Annotated in this window: 18 protein-coding genes and 1 tRNA gene; 5 read left to right on the top strand and 14 right to left on the bottom strand. The window is 31.1% G+C overall.

Going from position 1 to position 16,835, the window contains the following annotated elements; all coding sequences use genetic code 11:
- Positions 1-110: 110 nt before the first annotated feature.
- From gpmI to CD034_RS02460, 5 genes are all read right to left on the bottom strand, one after another.
- Entirely contained in the window at positions 111-1,628 is a 1,518-nt protein-coding gene (gene gpmI, locus CD034_RS02480; RefSeq protein WP_002448105.1) for a 2,3-bisphosphoglycerate-independent phosphoglycerate mutase, read from the bottom strand.
- 2 nt (positions 1,629-1,630) lie between these two features.
- Positions 1,631-2,392 carry a triose-phosphate isomerase gene (gene tpiA / locus CD034_RS02475; RefSeq protein ID WP_049432213.1) on the bottom strand — a complete coding sequence of 254 codons (762 nt, stop codon included), beginning with the start codon at positions 2,390-2,392 and terminating at the stop codon, positions 1,631-1,633.
- Positions 2,393-2,503: 111 nt separating this feature from the next.
- Positions 2,504-3,694 carry a phosphoglycerate kinase gene (locus tag CD034_RS02470; RefSeq protein WP_002455603.1) on the bottom strand — a complete coding sequence of 397 codons (1,191 nt, stop codon included), beginning with the start codon at positions 3,692-3,694 and terminating at the stop codon, positions 2,504-2,506.
- Between the two features lie 144 nt (positions 3,695-3,838).
- The gene (gene gap / locus CD034_RS02465) at positions 3,839-4,846 is read right to left on the bottom strand and encodes a type I glyceraldehyde-3-phosphate dehydrogenase (protein ID WP_002455604.1); all 1,008 of its coding nucleotides are present in this window, start codon (positions 4,844-4,846) and stop codon (positions 3,839-3,841) included.
- A gap of 46 nt (positions 4,847-4,892) precedes the next feature.
- Complete coding sequence (locus tag CD034_RS02460; RefSeq protein WP_002455605.1) at positions 4,893-5,912, bottom strand: sugar-binding transcriptional regulator; 1,020 nt, start codon at positions 5,910-5,912, stop codon at positions 4,893-4,895.
- A 270-nt stretch (positions 5,913-6,182) separates the two neighbouring features.
- On the opposite strand from CD034_RS02460, the gene CD034_RS02455 reads away from it, so the two are divergent.
- Entirely contained in the window at positions 6,183-6,410 is a 228-nt protein-coding gene (locus tag CD034_RS02455; RefSeq protein WP_002448224.1) for a hypothetical protein, read from the top strand.
- Between the two features lie 52 nt (positions 6,411-6,462).
- Here CD034_RS02455 and CD034_RS02450 read toward each other — a convergent pair whose 3' ends face one another.
- Positions 6,463-7,275: a hypothetical protein gene (locus tag CD034_RS02450; protein WP_037554472.1), complete on the bottom strand. Its 813-nt coding sequence runs from the start codon at positions 7,273-7,275 to the stop codon at positions 6,463-6,465.
- 188 nt (positions 7,276-7,463) lie between these two features.
- Between CD034_RS02450 and CD034_RS11145 the strand changes: the two genes are divergently transcribed.
- The 3 genes from CD034_RS11145 to CD034_RS02440 all read left to right on the top strand — a co-directional run bounded on the left by CD034_RS11145 (position 7,464) and on the right by CD034_RS02440 (position 9,002).
- Positions 7,464-7,634 carry a hypothetical protein gene (locus CD034_RS11145; protein WP_002448117.1) on the top strand — a complete coding sequence of 57 codons (171 nt, stop codon included), beginning with the start codon at positions 7,464-7,466 and terminating at the stop codon, positions 7,632-7,634.
- A 268-nt stretch (positions 7,635-7,902) separates the two neighbouring features.
- Positions 7,903-8,802: a TIGR01777 family oxidoreductase gene (locus tag CD034_RS02445; protein ID WP_002455607.1), complete on the top strand. Its 900-nt coding sequence runs from the start codon at positions 7,903-7,905 to the stop codon at positions 8,800-8,802.
- Between the two features lie 17 nt (positions 8,803-8,819).
- The gene (locus CD034_RS02440) at positions 8,820-9,002 is read left to right on the top strand and encodes a hypothetical protein (RefSeq protein ID WP_002448125.1); all 183 of its coding nucleotides are present in this window, start codon (positions 8,820-8,822) and stop codon (positions 9,000-9,002) included.
- Between the two features lie 52 nt (positions 9,003-9,054).
- Here CD034_RS02440 and clpP read toward each other — a convergent pair whose 3' ends face one another.
- Positions 9,055-9,642 carry an ATP-dependent Clp endopeptidase proteolytic subunit ClpP gene (gene clpP, locus CD034_RS02435; RefSeq protein ID WP_002448228.1) on the bottom strand — a complete coding sequence of 196 codons (588 nt, stop codon included), beginning with the start codon at positions 9,640-9,642 and terminating at the stop codon, positions 9,055-9,057.
- Between the two features lie 177 nt (positions 9,643-9,819).
- Here clpP and CD034_RS02430 point away from each other — a divergent pair.
- Positions 9,820-9,891: transfer RNA gene (locus tag CD034_RS02430), tRNA-Arg, on the top strand.
- 67 nt (positions 9,892-9,958) lie between these two features.
- Here CD034_RS02430 and whiA read toward each other — a convergent pair.
- From whiA to lgt, 7 genes are all read right to left on the bottom strand, one after another.
- The gene (gene whiA / locus CD034_RS02425) at positions 9,959-10,903 is read right to left on the bottom strand and encodes a DNA-binding protein WhiA (protein WP_002448139.1); all 945 of its coding nucleotides are present in this window, start codon (positions 10,901-10,903) and stop codon (positions 9,959-9,961) included.
- A gap of 97 nt (positions 10,904-11,000) precedes the next feature.
- The gene (gene mgfK, locus CD034_RS02420; protein WP_002455608.1) at positions 11,001-11,987 is read right to left on the bottom strand and encodes a gluconeogenesis morphogenetic factor MgfK; all 987 of its coding nucleotides are present in this window, start codon (positions 11,985-11,987) and stop codon (positions 11,001-11,003) included.
- Positions 11,984-12,898: an RNase adapter RapZ gene (rapZ, locus tag CD034_RS02415; protein WP_064206819.1), complete on the bottom strand. Its 915-nt coding sequence runs from the start codon at positions 12,896-12,898 to the stop codon at positions 11,984-11,986. The genes mgfK and rapZ overlap by 4 nt, the downstream gene beginning before the upstream one ends.
- A gap of 153 nt (positions 12,899-13,051) precedes the next feature.
- Positions 13,052-13,993, bottom strand: a complete 942-nt coding sequence (gene trxB / locus CD034_RS02410) for a thioredoxin-disulfide reductase (protein WP_002448085.1) — start codon at positions 13,991-13,993, stop codon at positions 13,052-13,054.
- A gap of 63 nt (positions 13,994-14,056) precedes the next feature.
- Positions 14,057-15,496 carry a tetratricopeptide repeat protein gene (locus CD034_RS02405; protein ID WP_002448040.1) on the bottom strand — a complete coding sequence of 480 codons (1,440 nt, stop codon included), beginning with the start codon at positions 15,494-15,496 and terminating at the stop codon, positions 14,057-14,059.
- 17 nt (positions 15,497-15,513) lie between these two features.
- A complete protein-coding gene (locus CD034_RS02400; RefSeq protein ID WP_002455611.1) occupies positions 15,514-15,993 on the bottom strand; it encodes an acyltransferase in 480 nt (159 codons plus the stop codon).
- Positions 15,993-16,835, bottom strand: coding sequence for a prolipoprotein diacylglyceryl transferase (gene lgt, locus CD034_RS02395; RefSeq protein ID WP_002455612.1), 843 nt, complete (start codon positions 16,833-16,835; stop codon positions 15,993-15,995). Before lgt ends, CD034_RS02400 begins: the two co-directional genes overlap by 1 nt.

Genomic DNA, 16,835 nt, shown 5'->3' with positions numbered 1-16,835 from the left:
TTAGATTCCTTAATTATTATAACTATTTTTTGTTATTTAATAAAATATTTATACTAAGATGACTTAATATTAAAGAATAATATTAAATCATCTTAGTATTTACAACTTTACTAATGCTTAATTAAAGATTCACCTGTCATGTCTGACGGTTGTTCAACATTTAATAAGTCTAGTAATGTAGGTGCTAAGTCACCTAAACGACCAGTTTCACGTAATGTTACATCTTCTTTAGTAACAATTACTGGAACTGGGTTTGTAGTATGAGTAGTCATAGGTTGATCATCATCAGTTAAAACTTGATCTGAGTTACCATGGTCAGCTGTAATTATTGCATAGCCATTCATATCTAAAATTTTATCAACCACTTCACCTAAACATTCATCTACTGCTTCAATTGCTTTGATTGTTGGTTCAAGCATACCACTATGACCTACCATGTCAGGGTTAGCAAAGTTTAAAATAATTAAATCTAAATCACCTTTGTCTAACTCTTCTAACAATGTATCTTTAACTTCGTATGCACTCATTTCAGGTTTTAAATCATACGTAGCAACTTTAGGTGAATCGATTAAGCGACGACGTTCACCTTCAAATTCTTCATTACGTCCACCACTCATGAAATAAGTAACATGTGGGTATTTTTCAGTTTCTGCAATACGTAATTGTTTTAAATTATTATTTTGAGCAACTTCACCAATTGTATTAGTTAAATCAACTTTTTCAAATACGACTTCTGCATCAACATTATCATTATATTTAGTAAATGTTGCATAGAATAAATCATTTACACGCTCAACTTTAAAGCCGTCAAATGCTTTATTTGTAAATATTTCAGATAATTGTGCTGCTCTATCAGGACGGAAATTGAAGAAGATAACAGCATCACCATCTTGAACACCTTCATTTTGTCCTTCAACTATGAAAGGTTCAACAAATTCGTCTGTAACGTCATTTTCATAATTCGCTTCTACACCTTCTTTAGCGCTCGCATAAGAAGGTCCTTCGAAATTGCGAATAGCATTATAAGCTTTTTCTTCACGATCCCAACGTTTATCACGATCCATAGCGTAATAACGACCTGAAATCGATGCAAATTGACCTACACCAAGTTCTTTAAATTTAGCTTCTGTTTCTTCAATATATTTAATTGCTGATTTTTGATCTACATCACGACCATCTAAAAATGCATGTACATACACTTTATCTAAACCTTTTTGTTTAGCAAGTTCTAATAATGCAAATAAATGTTTGTAATGACTGTGAACACCGCCATCTGAAAGTAAACCAAATACATGTAATGCTGAGTCGTGATCTTTAACGTGTTGAGCTGCTTTACCTAACACTTCATTTTCGTAGAAATCACCATCTTCAATGGATTTATTAATACGAGTTAAACTTTGATAGACAATACGACCTGCACCTATATTCATATGACCTACTTCAGAGTTACCCATTTGACCTTCGGGAAGGCCAACATCTAAACCACTTGCTTCAATTTGAGTCGTAGGATATGTGTTGTAATAACGATCGAAATTGGGTTTATGCGCTTGTTTTACTGCATTACCATGTTCACTTTCACGGTTAGCAAAACCGTCTAAAATAATTAATGCTGTTGGTTGTTTAGCCATAATTATTTAGCACCTTCTAACAATTGTACAAAATCATCTACTTTAAGTGATGCGCCACCAACTAATGCACCATCGATATCTGATTGAGCCATATATTCTTTAACATTATTTGGTTTCACACTACCACCATATTGAATACGAGTCGCATCAGCTACATCTTGACTAGACACGTCTGCTACTGTTTTACGTACTTGTGCACACATTTCATTTGCATCTTCTGAAGTAGCTGATTTACCAGTACCGATTGCCCAAATTGGTTCGTAAGCAATGACAACTTCTTTAAGTTGATCTTCTGACAAGCCTTTTACTGCTTCTTTTACTTGGTTGCTTACTACTTGGTTAGCTTTGCCATTTTCTCTTTCTTCATCTGTTTCACCAACACAAATAATTGGTGTCATTCCATGATTAAATACTGCATGTGCTTTTTTATTTACATCTTCATCTGTTTCATGGAATAATTCACGACGTTCTGAATGTCCAATAACGACATATTTAACACCTAAATCAGCTAATGCCACTGGAGAAGTTTCTCCTGTATATGCACCATTATCTTCAAAATAAGTGTTTTGAGCACCAATTTTTAATCCTTTTGCTTTGCCATCATTCACTAGAGAGATTAATGCATCTAATTGAATTGTTGGCGCACAAATTACTGATTCAACTTCCTTTTCATCAGGTAATGTAGGTAAATTGTTTACAAAGTCTTTAGCTTCTTGAACTGTTTTATTCATTTTCCAGTTACCAGCTATGATTGGTTTTCTCATTATTGACACTCCTATTATTAATAAATTTAAAATTAATTATAAATATTTACGTTCTTTTATTGTTTTCCCATGAAAATCATAAAAGAAACATTTTTATGATTTAAATAAATATTATTTATCGTTAATTGCTTTGATACCAGGTAATTCTTTACCTTCAAGGTATTCTAATGAAGCACCGCCACCAGTTGAAATATGAGTGAAATCCTCTTCAAATCCTAGTGAAATTGCAGCCGCTGCTGAATCACCGCCACCGATAATTGTGATTGCATCTTCTAAGTTAGCAATTGCTTTACATACACCAATTGTACCTTTAGCAAAATTACTAAATTCAAATACACCCATAGGTCCGTTCCATACTACTGTATGAGCACCTTGTAATTCTTTAGTAAATAACTCTATTGTTTTTGGTCCAATATCCATTGCTTCTTGATCACTTGGAATTTCATCAATAGATACTTCAGTGATTTTAGCATCGTTTGAAAATTCTTTAGCTACTTTACAATCAACAGGTAATACAATTTGATCGCCATTTTTTTCTAAAAGTTCTTTAGCAAAGTCAATTTTATCTTCTTCTAATAAAGATAGACCAATTTCTTTACCTTGTGCTTTTAAAAATGTATATGCCATACCGCCACCAATAATGATTTTATCAGCGATATTCACTAAATTTTTAATAACACCAATTTTGTCAGATACTTTAGCACCACCTAAAATAGCCACAACTGGTTTATGCGGGTCATTTACCACACCACCAATAAATTTAATTTCTTTTTCCATTAGGTAACCTGCAGCTGTTTCTAGATGAGTAGAAATACCAACATTTGAAGCATGTTCACGGTGTGCAGTACCAAATGCATCATTTACAAACACATCACCTAATGATGCCCAATACTTACCTAATTCAGGATCATTTTTAGATTCTTTTTTACCGTCTAAATCTTCAAAACGAGTATTTTCAACTAATAATACATCGCCTTCATTTAAATTTTTAATTGCAGATTCTAATTTTTCACCGCGTGTTTCTGGAACAAACACAACTTCTTTGCCTAATTTTTCAGTTAATGAATCTGCTACTGGTTTTAAAGTTAACTCTTTTTTATCACTTTCTTCTTTAACTTTACCTAAGTGAGAGAATAATACCAATTTACCGCCTTGTTCTAAAATATATTTAATTGTTGGTAAAGCTTGAACAATACGGTTATCATTTGTAATTTCACCATTTTTTAAAGGTACATTAAAGTCAGCACGTTCAAGTACAACTTTTCCTTTTAAGTCTAAATCAGAAACAATTTTTTTTGCCATTATAATTTCCTCCTTTAAATAGGAATTATTAATATAAAAATAAGCGGAGAAGCGTTAGTGCTCCCCGCTTACTCATAAGCTAACTTAATTCAACATTTTATATAAGTGTACTGAGCACAAGTTTTATTAAACTAGGCTACGAAATTATTTAGTTAATTCAGCTAAATATTCTAAAGTACGTACTAATTGAGAAGTATAAGACATTTCGTTGTCATACCAAGCAGCTACTTTAACTAATTGTTTGTCGCCAACTGAGATGACACGAGTTTGAGTTGCATCGAATAATGAACCAAAGTTCATACCAACAACATCTGATGATACGATTTCATCTTCAGTGTAACCGAATGATTCGTCAGCAGCATTTTTCATTGCTTTGTTAACATCTTCAACTGTTACTTCTTTTTCTAATACAACTGTTACTTCAGTTAATGAACCAGTAGCTACTGGTACACGTTGTGCTCCACCATCTAATTTACCATCGATTTCAGGAATTACTTTACCGATAGCTTTAGCTGCACCTGTTGAGTTAGGTACGATGTTTTGTGCTGCTGCACGTGCACGACGTTTGTCACCTTTTCTGTGTGGACCATCTTGAGTCATTTGGTCACCAGTGTAAGCATGGATAGTTGTCATTAAACCTTCAACAATACCAAATTCGTCATTTAAAACTTTAGCAACTGGTGCTAATGAGTTTGTAGTACATGAAGCACCTGATACTACTGTTTCAGATCCATCTAAGTCTTTGTGGTTTGTGTTAAATACGATAGTTTTAACATCACCTTTGGCTGGAGCAGAAATTAATACTTTTTTAGCTCCTGCATTAATGTGTGCTTCAGCTTTTTCTTTTTCTGTATAGAAACCAGTACATTCTAATACTACGTCGATATCTAAATCGCCCCATGGTAATTTACTTGCATCTGGTTCTTCAAAAGATTTAACTTCTTTACCATTTACACGGAAACCACCTTCAACTACTTCTACGTCTCCGTTAAAGCGACCTTGCATAGTGTCATATTTTAATAAATGAGCTAACATTTCGTCGTCTGTTAAGTCGTTTACTGCAACTACTTCAATACCTTCTACGTCTTGAATTCTTCTGAATGCTAAACGACCAATTCTACCAAAACCATTAATTGCTACTTTTACTGCCATTATAATGGCCTCCTTTAAAATGATATTTAAAAAGTTAAATAACTTTTTATTCCTTATTTAGTATTACTTTAGCTGCTGCTTCATCAGTAATTAATATTGTATTTTTGGGGGCAATACTGAGATATGCTTTGATAGCTTCTCCCTTAGACATGCCGCCAGCAACAGCATATATAAAATCTTTGCTTTCTAAATCTTCAAGTTGTAATCCAATAGTTTTTACTTTTTGAACTACATGACCTTGAGCGTCAAAATAATATCCGAAAGCTTCTCCAACGGCTTGATGATGTTGAAGTCTTTCAATCACCTCATCAGATGATTGTCTACGGTGCGCCATCTTCAGCGCATCACCAATACCGTGTATTGTTATATTTGCTTGTTTAATTTTTTCTAATGTATGCACAACTGATGGTTCCATCAGCAATGTATTATATGTTGATTCGCTAACATTATCTGGTACATATAGCGTGGTATAATAACCACCACTTTGTTGTGCCATACTTGCTGCAATTGTATTTGCTTGATAAACCATATTTTCACCAAGACCACCACGTGCAGGAACAAAAAACACATTAAATGGTAATAAATGCATTGCTCGGCTAACATTAGCCATTGTTGATCCACCTGTCACTGATACAATTGCATCTTCATACAATATATCTTCTAGTAAATGACCTGCTTGTCTACTCATCTCAGACTTAACTTCTTCATGCATGTCAGCATTTCCAGGTATGACATATACTTCTTTAATTCCGAAGTTGGACTTAATATGTTTAGCGTAGTGATTATCATCTTTATACACTTTAAAGTAATCACTTAATTGATTAAGTACTTTTGTACCTTCTTCAGTGATTTCCATACCAGTTGATTTTACTTGTATAAGATTTTGCTTTTTTAATATGTCTGTTTCTGTTCTTAAGACTCTTTCTGTAATATCCATATGTTCGCTTAAACTTCTACGTCCAACAGGTTCATTATTTGAAATTGTCGTTAAGATAGAGAAACGTCGATACATTTTATCAACTAAGTCAGGAACCAACTTTTGTTGTAGTTTAATCAGGTCTTTCACTACTACCTTCCTCCTATTTTCTCAAAAGGTAATCGAGAGTTAGAGGGGGTTTGACTTTTTTTGTCCCAGGTGGGACAAAATTCAACCTCTTTACAATTGCAATACTACTATTGTCGTTATAAAAAAGCAAGTGAAAACCTTTATTATTTTAAATAATCTGTTAAATATTTAAAATAGGGTATAGTAAATGCAATAGAGTTAACCTTATAGATAGGTTTTTCAAAAATGATGAATTATAATTTAAACATTAACTAGATAGGAGGAATCACTTTGAAATATAAAGACAATAAGGATGTAGAAGTTTTAGATCCTTCTGATAATAGATATAAAGATGATGACTATTTTAAAAGAGAACAAGAATATCGAGATATTTCTGAACATCACAATACAATACGATATCACTATGGTTGTGGTTGTCCTTTTGGTTGTTTCTCTTCTATTTTTATATCGATTGTTCTTTCAATTATCTTAACATTCTTGCTTAACTGGATATTTTAAAAAAACCTAGAGATACACACATGGTAAAATGTGTATATACCTAGGTCTTTTTTTATTCTTCGTTTGAAGATCTTTGAGATTGTTGGGTATTACTTTTTGATTCTGAAGTAGTTGAACTAGATGATTGTGTTTTAGGTTCGGTAGTAGATGGTTGCATCGTTGATTTTTGTGTTTGGGATGATTGATTTGTATTAGCTCGTTCTTGTGTAGTAGTTGTGTCATTGTTACTTGACTTATGTTGTGATGTTTCAGTTGAATCCTTAGAACGAGAAGATTGACTTGACTGAGTGTTTTCATTTGATTTATCTGTTTCTTCTTGCGTTGCTTTTTCTTGAGTTGGTGCGTTTTCTTTTTGTTGAGTTTGTGAGTTTTCTTTTTGTTGAGTTTGTGAGTTTTCTTTTTGTTGAGTACTTTGAATTTGATTTGTATTAGGTTGTTTTGTAGATGTTTCTTTAGAAGATTGTTGCGTTTGTGCTGTTTTACCTTGATTAGTAGGTTGTACTTTTATTGAATTATTTTGCTCATTAGAATAGTTATCAGTTACATTTGGATTTTTTACGTTATCTAATTTATTTTCTTTACTATTATTTGTATTGTTTTCACTTGTTGTATTTTCTTGCGTACTTTCTTCATTCTTTTTATTACTTTTAGTATCTTTATCTTTCTTATCTTTATGTTCTTCCGTTGACTGATTATTTAAACGTTCATTGACTCTGTTTGAATTATCCACAAAAGCAAAAACTGCAAACACCAATCCACCAAGTAATAGAAGCACAATAAGTGTACTAATTATTTTAGAAATACCACTCATTTTTTTCTTTTCATGTGCTTCATAGTCTTTAAGATTTCTATTTTTTTTTGACATGGACTCCCTCACTTCTTAATTATCTATTCATCCTTTAATATAGCAATCTATTTTACATTATTTCCTTTTAAAAAAATATTAAAAATACTTAAGTACATATATAAATGGAATACTCATTCAATTATACATGATAACATCATATATAAATAACTATACTATCAATATGATGTAAATTTTGGAGTGACAAAATGAAAAAAGATACTTTTAACACATTATTCAAACATCATTCAAGCAATAAAATTAAATCTATGATGTTAAGTAATGATGATTTTGATGAAAGTAAAAACTCAAAATTTGATATATTTATTGGCATTTTAATTCCTATAATCATATTATTCTTAATCTTATTTATAAAGTAATATAATAGAAACTTGAAAGAGAAGAGAATAGAAAGAAATTAAAATGACTTTTGTTTTGTAAATTAGTATATTAAAAGTATAAACATACTTTTTAAATATTCTACTATTCTCTATAGCAAAGCTATACTTATATTATAGCTAAATTTAGGTAATTTAATGACCGTATTTTCTAAAGTTAATGACATAATCTTGAATGCTTTTTGAGCATCTTTCTCTACATTGTCATTAAAAAAATTTATTTTCTTTATAAAAAATGAGGTGTTAGTAAATGAAACAATTTTTAATTACTGGTGGAACTGGAATGGTAGGTAGTCATTTAGTAAATGAAATTAAAAAAAGAGAGGCTCATATTACAATTTTAACTCGTAGTGATAAACAAAGTGATGAGCCTAAGATTACGTATGTTAACTGGTCTAAAAAAGGATGGGAAAATCAAGTACCAGATATTGATGTAGTCATTAATTTAGCAGGAGCTACATTAAATAAACGTTGGACATCCTCTTACAAACAAACGATTATGACAAGTCGTATTCAATCGACTGAATCTTTAGTTCATTTATTTGAGCAACGGCAACATAAACCTGAAGTGCTTTTTAATGCAAGTGCTATGGGTTATTATCCTCCAAGTTTACATCGAACTTATACAGAACAATATCAAACACTTCCTTTTGATTTCCTGTCAGATGTCGTTTATCAATGGGAACGATTTGCTCGTCGTTTCGAAAATTTTGGTACACGTGTTATATTGGGAAGATTTAGTATGATTTTGTCTTCTGAAGGTGGCGCACTTCAAACGATGAAACTACCATATAAATTCTACGTAGGCGGAAAATTAGGTTCTGGCCGTCAATGGTATTCTTGGATTCACATAGATGACTTAGTGCGTGCGATTTTATTTACAATTGACGAATCAAATGCAAAAGGTCCATTTAATATGGCTTCTCCAATTCCTGAACGTCAAAATTTATTTGGTTATACACTTGGACGTACGATGCATAAACCACATGAAACGTGGGTGCCATCATTAATTATGCGTGCTGTACTAGGAGAAATGTCGACAGTAGTTCTCGATACTCAAAAAGTCTTACCTAATAAATTAGAAGCATTAGGGTTTAATTTTAGATATAATAATTTAAAAGTTGCACTTGAAGACTTAATTAACGAATAGTATTTGGAGATTTAGTAATGAATGACAACAAGTTAACGTATATCTTACTACTTATCGCTAGTGTATTTTTAATTTTAAATGGTATCTTTGCTTTCGAAAAGAGTATTATTATGGTACTTTTATCTTTCTTCTTTATTATTATAGGATTATTATTAGGGTTTGTAGCTATACATTATTTATTAAAAACTAAAAAACCATAAAAAAAGGAAGAGCATCAATGCTCTTCCTTTTTTACATGTTAAACAATTCTATTTACATATCTTCAGGTTGCATTACATGATCAATTAAACCATATTCTTTTGCTTCATCAGCAGTTAAGAAGTTATCACGATCAGTATCTTTTTGAATTGTTTCAATATTTTGACCTGTACGTTCAGCTAAAATACGATTTAATTTTTCACGTGTTTTTAAGATATGGTTAGCAGCAATTTCAATTTCTGTCGCTTGACCTTGAGCGCCACCTAATGGTTGATGAATCATAACTTCAGCGTTTGGTAAGGCAAAACGTTTACCTTTTGTACCAGCTGCTAATAAGAATGATCCCATTGACGCAGCCATACCAATACAAATTGTTTGTACATCTGGTTTAATGTGTTGAATTGTATCGTAAATAGCAAATCCTGCTGTTACACTACCACCTGGAGAATTGATGTATAAATAAATATCTTTTTCAGAATCTTGAGCTTGTAAGAATAATAATTGTGATACAATTGAATTTGCAACATTATCATCAATTGCTGAGCCTAACATAATAATGCGGTCTTTTAATAGACGAGAATAAATATCATATGCGCGTTCACCACGATTTGTTGTTTCAATAACTGTAGGAATTAAATTCATTATATTTCCTCCTTGTAATTAACTGTTATATTTATTTTACAATAAAAGTCAAAAATGGTCAAAAATAATACCTTTACATTTATTTGACGTTGCGTTTTATAATTTTATACACTATTCATATATTCAAATTGTACTGTTAATTATATATTTAGTACAGAAATTAGTTTTTATATTATACTCCTCGTAGTGTAATGGATAGCACGTAAGATTCCGGTTCTTAAGATAGAGGTTCGATTCCTCTCGAGGGGGCTATTATTAAAAATAGGATGAAACGTTATATTAATGTTTCATCCTATTTTTTAAAACACATTTTATTTTATAATTCGACTTTTTCTCCATTTCTAATTTTATCAGCGAGTTCATTTAATTTTCGTAAGCGATGATTTACTCCTGATTTAGAAATAGGCCCATTTGATATCATTTCTCCTAATTCTTTCAAAGAAATTTCTTGATGTTCTACTCGTAATTTTGCAATCTCTCTTAAACGATCAGGCAAATTATCTAAACCTATTTCTTCATCAATTAATTGAATGCTTTGTACTTGTTTCATAGCTGCACTCACAGTTTTATTTAAATTAGCTGTTTCACAATTTACTAGTCTATTGACAGAGTTTCTCATATCTCTCACTATTCTTACATCTTCAAATTTTAATAGTGCTTGGTACCCCCCTATCAAACTTAAAAACTCAGAAATTTTCTCCGCTTCTTTCAAATAAGAGATACTTCCTTTTTTTCGTTCTAAATGCTTAGCATTTAATCCATAACTGTTCATTAGTTTAGTTAATCCCTCAGCATGCCCTTCATATTGAGAAAAAATTTCTAAATGGTAGGAAGAGGTTTCTGGGTTGTTTACTGATCCACCCGCTAAAAATGCTCCCCTTAAATAGCTTCTACGCATTTCATCATCTTTAATCATACTCGCATCAATATCATGAACAAAAATACCATTTTTTAAAATACCTAATTCATCAAGTATTTCTTTAACACGTACTTTAGTTCGACAAATATAGATATTATTCTTTTTTAATTTCATTTTTTTTCGTACTAAAATTTCTACTTCCACATTAAAAATACGCTTAATTAATGAATATATTCTTCGAGCCGTAGTCGCATTTTCAGTTTGAACATTAATTACAAATTGTTGATTAGATAAACTGAGTGCACCGTTCATCCGAATCAAAGCGCTAAGTTCAGCTTTAGCATTACTTTCATCGACTTCAATACGGGTCAATTCACTTTTCATATCTGATGCAAAACTCATTGATGCTCCCTCCTTTTCTCATCATCATTATTATATGTAATTAACATCTCAAAATATATAACACTCTATATCAAATTATTTTTAAATTCATTAAAATTTATTTTTTAGGTTTAAATTGAATTGTACTTGTTAATTCAAGTGCTAAATCATATATAAGGTTAGCAAGCACCTTTGTATTATGACGAACGAGGACGTGGTCATAAACTTCTACAAGATTTTTAGAAGTAATCATTTTAATATGATTTTCTGTTAATTTTATTTTATTCATATTAACAGGATGAGCATTACGTTCTTTATATCGTTGAAGAATCTGTTCATCAAATGCATCATTACTACAAATAACATAATCAATAAATGGTTCTCCAGCATGTTGATGAATAGCTTTAATATGATCGTAGACATCATAATCATTTGTTTCTCCTGGTTGAGTCATAATATTAGATATGTATAATTTCGGTGCTTGTGAACTTATTATTGCTTTAGAAATACCTTCAATACACAAATTTGAAATTACACTCGTATACAGTGAACCAGGACCTAGAACAATTAAATCCGCTTCTTGTAAAGCATCAACAGCTTCCTGCATGGGTTCTACATTAGATGGTTCTAAATAGACACGTCGAATTTTTTTATTTTTTTTAGGTATTTTAGATTCACCTTCAACAATCTCACCATCTTCTAATACAGCATTTAACATAACATTAGTATTAGTAGATGGAATCACTTTTCCTTTAATGTTTAAAATTTTACTTAATTCTTTCACTGCATGACCAAAGTCATTTTTTATATTTGTGAGTGCTGCAAGTAATAAATTACCTAATGAGTGACCTTCAATTTGATGTTCTTCAAAACGATACTGAAATAATTCTTCTAGAATAGGTTCCGCATCACTTAGCGCTGCAATGACATTTCTAATATCTCCTGGAGCAGGAATAGACATTTCATCCCTAATTTTACCTGTACTACCACCATCATCTGCGACTGTAACAATAGCAGTGATATCTATTGGATATTCTCGTAATCCTCTAGCTAGTACTGAGAGTCCCGTACCTCCTCCGATTAGTACTACTTTCAACTGTTTCATTTCTTCACGCCACTTTCAATATGTGCATCTCTATGATGAACATACACATTATAATCAAATATATCATTTAACTCTTCTCCGATACGCTTAGCTAAGGCTACAGAGCGATGTTGTCCGCCGGTACACCCTATTGCTATAACCAGTTGCGATTTACCCTCTTTTTTATAACCTGGAATCATAAAAATAAGTAAATCCATTAGTTTTTCAAAGAAAGTTTCAGTTTCTTTCCATTTCATCACATAATTATAAACTGCTTCATCTTCTCCAGTCATCGGTCTCAAGTCTTCAACATAATATGGATTAGGTAAAAAACGTACATCGAATACTAAATCAGCATCTTTCTGAATACCATGTTTAAATCCAAAACTAGTTACATTAATACTAAATGAATTCATTTTTTCATTGGCGAAACGACGTTTGATTCTTTCTTTTAATTCTTTAGGCTTTAACTCTGTAGTATCAATAATGTAATTCGCTATTGACCTAATATTTGAAAGCAATTGTTGTTCTTCTAGAATTGAATCAATTAAAGACATTTGACCATTTTGATTTAAAGGGTGCGCTCTACGTGATTCTTTATATCTAGAAATTAATTTTTCAGTTGTAGCTTCTAAAAACATAATATCTACAATAACATCATTTCGCGTTTTAATTGCATCAATTTCATCTACAAGTGATTTAAATAACTCTTTTCCTCTTAAATCAATTGCAATTGCTACTTTTTGAAGTGAAGGATTACCTTGCTCCATTAACTCCACAAGTTTAGGTAGTAATATAGGCGGTAAATTATCTACACAGAAAAAGCCAATATCTTCTAAACATTGAATAACTAATGATTTACCAGCGCCAGACAATCCCGTAATAACTAATAGTTCACTTTTGCTCATTTCATCATTTATTTGATTAACCATTCTAAGCACCATCCATTTAATCATACATATATTTATATAACATCATAGCATATATTTTTACATTGCTAACAATTTGTATCGACTTTACTGCTAAGAAAAAAGCTAGTAATAATACTTCTATCAGAAGTGATTATTCTAGCTTTAATTAATATCTTAAGCTTCTTCTTTATCATTTAATTCTTCGATATAATCAATTGCACTTTGTGCAGCAATACTACCATCACCTGTAGCAGTTACGATTTGACGTAATCCTTTATCTCTCACGTCTCCAGCTGCAAAAATCCCTGGTACAGAAGTAGTCATATCATCTTTTGTAATAATATAGCCCATATCATTTGTAATACCTAAATTATTAAATGGTGCTGTTAGAGGTTTCATACCAATATAAATAAAGACACCGTCTGCATCTAACGTTTGCTCAGACGCATCTTTTGTTGAAACTAACGTTACAGATCCTACTTTTCCATCTTTTTCATTAATTGATTTCAAAGTGTGACTCCAAATAAAATCAATTTTTTCATTTTTAAATGCACGATCTTGTAGAATTTTTTGGGCTCTTAGTTCGTCTCTTCGATGAACAATTGTTACTTTATCAGCGAATTTAGTAAGGAATGCACCCTCTTCTACCGCTGAGTCGCCGCCACCAATAACAAATATATTTTTGTTTTTAAAGAATGCGCCATCACATACTGCACAATAACTTACACCACGACCACCTAATTCTTGTTCACCAGGGACACCAATTTTTTTATATTCTGCACCTGTTGAAATAATCACTGCTCTAGCTGTTATTGTTTTATTTCCTAGATTAATCACTTTGTGATCGCCATTATCTTCAATTGATTTGATATCTCCATATTGATAAGAAGCACCAAATTTTTTCGCATGTTCAAACATTTTTGTTGATAAATCTGGACCTGTAATCATTTCAAAGCCTGGAAAATTTTCAACTTCTTCCGTATTTGCCATTTGTCCTCCAGGCATACCGCGTTCAATCATCACTGTATTTAGATTTGCACGTGATGCATAAACTGCAGCAGTCATTCCAGCTGGTCCAGCCCCAATTATCGCAACATCAAAATCTACTTCGTTCATTTTTATACCTCCTACGTTTATATTAATACGCGCATTATATAGTATTATTTGCTTTTCATAAATTTATATGCTCAATAATTTATCAATTGCGTTATCTAATTTATATCTTGTAGTATTAAAAATTTCAATAATTTTCTTTTTAGTTATATGCTTTTTATGATAACGGTAATATAAATAAACATGTGCCGCAATATATCTATTTAACTCTTTAAAATTAACGCCTTCAACGATTAAAGCTTCTCCTTTATCAATCCAACTGACAAATAATTCTGTATCAAACGATAGTTCTTCAACGTCATATATTTTCTTTAAGCCTTTATGAATAAAATCAAGCTTATTTAAATGTAATCCTTGAACTAAGTAAGTTAAATATAACTTTTCATAGTCATTCATGTTTTCCAATACTGACCAAATGTCTTCAGTCATTAGTATTTCTTTTCCATTTAACTGATTTAATAAAAATACGCCATATAATCGATAATGACTGTCATCATCTAATAATAAAGGTAATATTTTTTGTTCAAATGTGTATTTACTTTCTTCTAATACCCATGGGGCATACCCCACATTTACTTCAGAAATTTGCAATAATTTATCCCAAAATAGTTTACTTTGTTCTTTATTTCCTAAGTAATAATAGTTATAACTTAAAGCATTAAACATTTGAACTGAAACAAACTTACCCTTTTTATATAAAGGTAATAAAAGTTGTTGAGACGCTTTGTACTGTTTAAGATAACTTAGTACAATACCTAACTTAAAACTTTCATCTTCATTCATCGGCATCACTTTATTTAATATTTTTATATATTTGTGATACTTCTCTGTTTCATTAGTATTATATAATAGCAATGTATAATGACATAGTGCATGAACATCCGAGTTATCTTCAGCAAGCAATGTTTCGAATAATTCTTTAGCAATCTCATATTCACTCAAATAAAGATAACACATTGCTAGTAAATTTCTAATAACGCGATGCGACTGAATATCATCGTTTTGTTTTAAAATATACGTTCGTGCTTCTTGTAACCGTCCTTGAGCGAATAAATATTGAAATAATAATTGAACTGCAAATAATTGTGCTTCCATTTCAATTTTATTTTCTTCAATATAAGAAACTTCGAACATGTTTTCTAATTCTTCTCTAAAAGAATCATCATTTGATAAAACTACATAATTAATACCAAACAAGAAGGCCTTGTTTGGCTCATTAAGTTTAATATTCAGCTGACTCAATTGATAATAACTTTCTGATACATTATGATCATTTATAATGCTTTCATAAAACATTTTTTCTGCTTTTTTATTCAAATTCAATTCATTTAAACAATCGGCATACTTAAGTTTTATATCAAAATCTTCAGGTGACAAATCTAGCACATTTCCATAATATTCAGCTGCTTTTCTATAATTTCTCTGTTTATATTTTTGATCTGCCATCTTTCGATAAAAATTCTCATCAAAAGTCATTGGAATAATTTTTTGTTCCTTTCGTGCCATGCTTTGTCACCACTTTCTTATTTATTATGAATTTGCATGGGGTTTCCAAAAGCAATAGTATCATTGGGAACATCTTTAGAGACGATAGTACCTGCTTTAATCATAACGTTATGACCGATTTTCACTCCAGGTAAAATGGTCACATTTGCTCCAATTAAAGTATGAGAACCAATGTCCACTCGTCCATAACGATACTCATTTACTAAAATTTCATGCGTTAATATTGTTGTATTATAACCAATAACAGTATTACTGCCAATAGATATTAACTGGGGATGAAAAATATCAGGCATTACCTTATAGGCAAATGCAGTTCGTTCCCCAATTGACATCTTCAAGAAATGAATATAAACATATCGTTTCACATTTAAAAAAGGAATAAATCGACTTATTTCTATTATTACTGTATTTTTTAACACTTTAGAAAAACGAACAAATTGGTAAATGCGCCATAAGGGATTCATCGACTGTGTATTAATAATAGTTAATCGTCTCATTATTTTACTTTCCCTCTTGAATTCCAAGTTAATGGTCCAGCATTTTTATAAATAGCTGGTTGATATTTTATTCGACGATAGATAATCAAAGTCATACCAATAATAATTAAAATAATTGAAACAAGTTGAGCTACGCGAATATGACTTGTTAACATTAAACTGTCTGTTCGTAATCCTTCAACGAAGAAGCGCCCTATTGAATACCAAATGAGATATAATGAAAATGTTTCTCCAACGCGTAAATACTTTCTAAGAGTAATTAATATAATAAAACCAAGTATATCCCAAATAGATTCATATAAAAAAGTAGGATGATAGTATACACCTTCAATATACATATTTCGAATAATAAATTCTGGAATATGCATATTTTCTAGAAATGTTCTTGATACTGGTCCGCCATGAGCTTCATGATTCATAAAATTGCCCCATCGCCCTATACCTTGAGCTAATATAATGCTTGGTGCAACAATATCTCCAAGTTGAAAAGGATTAAGATTTTTCAATTTACATAGAATAATTCCAGTAATAAAGCCACCTATTAATCCACCGTGAATAGCTATCCCGCCATGCCAAATTTTAGGTATTTCTGATGGATTTTCCATATAATAAGGCCATTGAAATATAACAAAATAAATTCTTGCAACTAGAAATCCGAAAATTGCACAATAAAAAATAATATCTACTAATGTATCTTTATGTAATCCTATAGATTTCAAGCTTTCTTGAGCAATAAAATATCCAATCAATATTCCTACTGCAATAATAATTCCATACCATTTTATCGATAAAGGACCTATATCGATAGCAGTAGGATTGATATAATTCAAATTAAAAAACAT

The organism is Staphylococcus hominis subsp. hominis (assembly GCF_002901845.1).
Lineage (GTDB): Bacteria > Bacillota > Bacilli > Staphylococcales > Staphylococcaceae > Staphylococcus > Staphylococcus hominis.
Note: the sequence above shows the minus strand (reverse complement) of the source record. Positions and strands in the feature narration are given on the sequence as shown.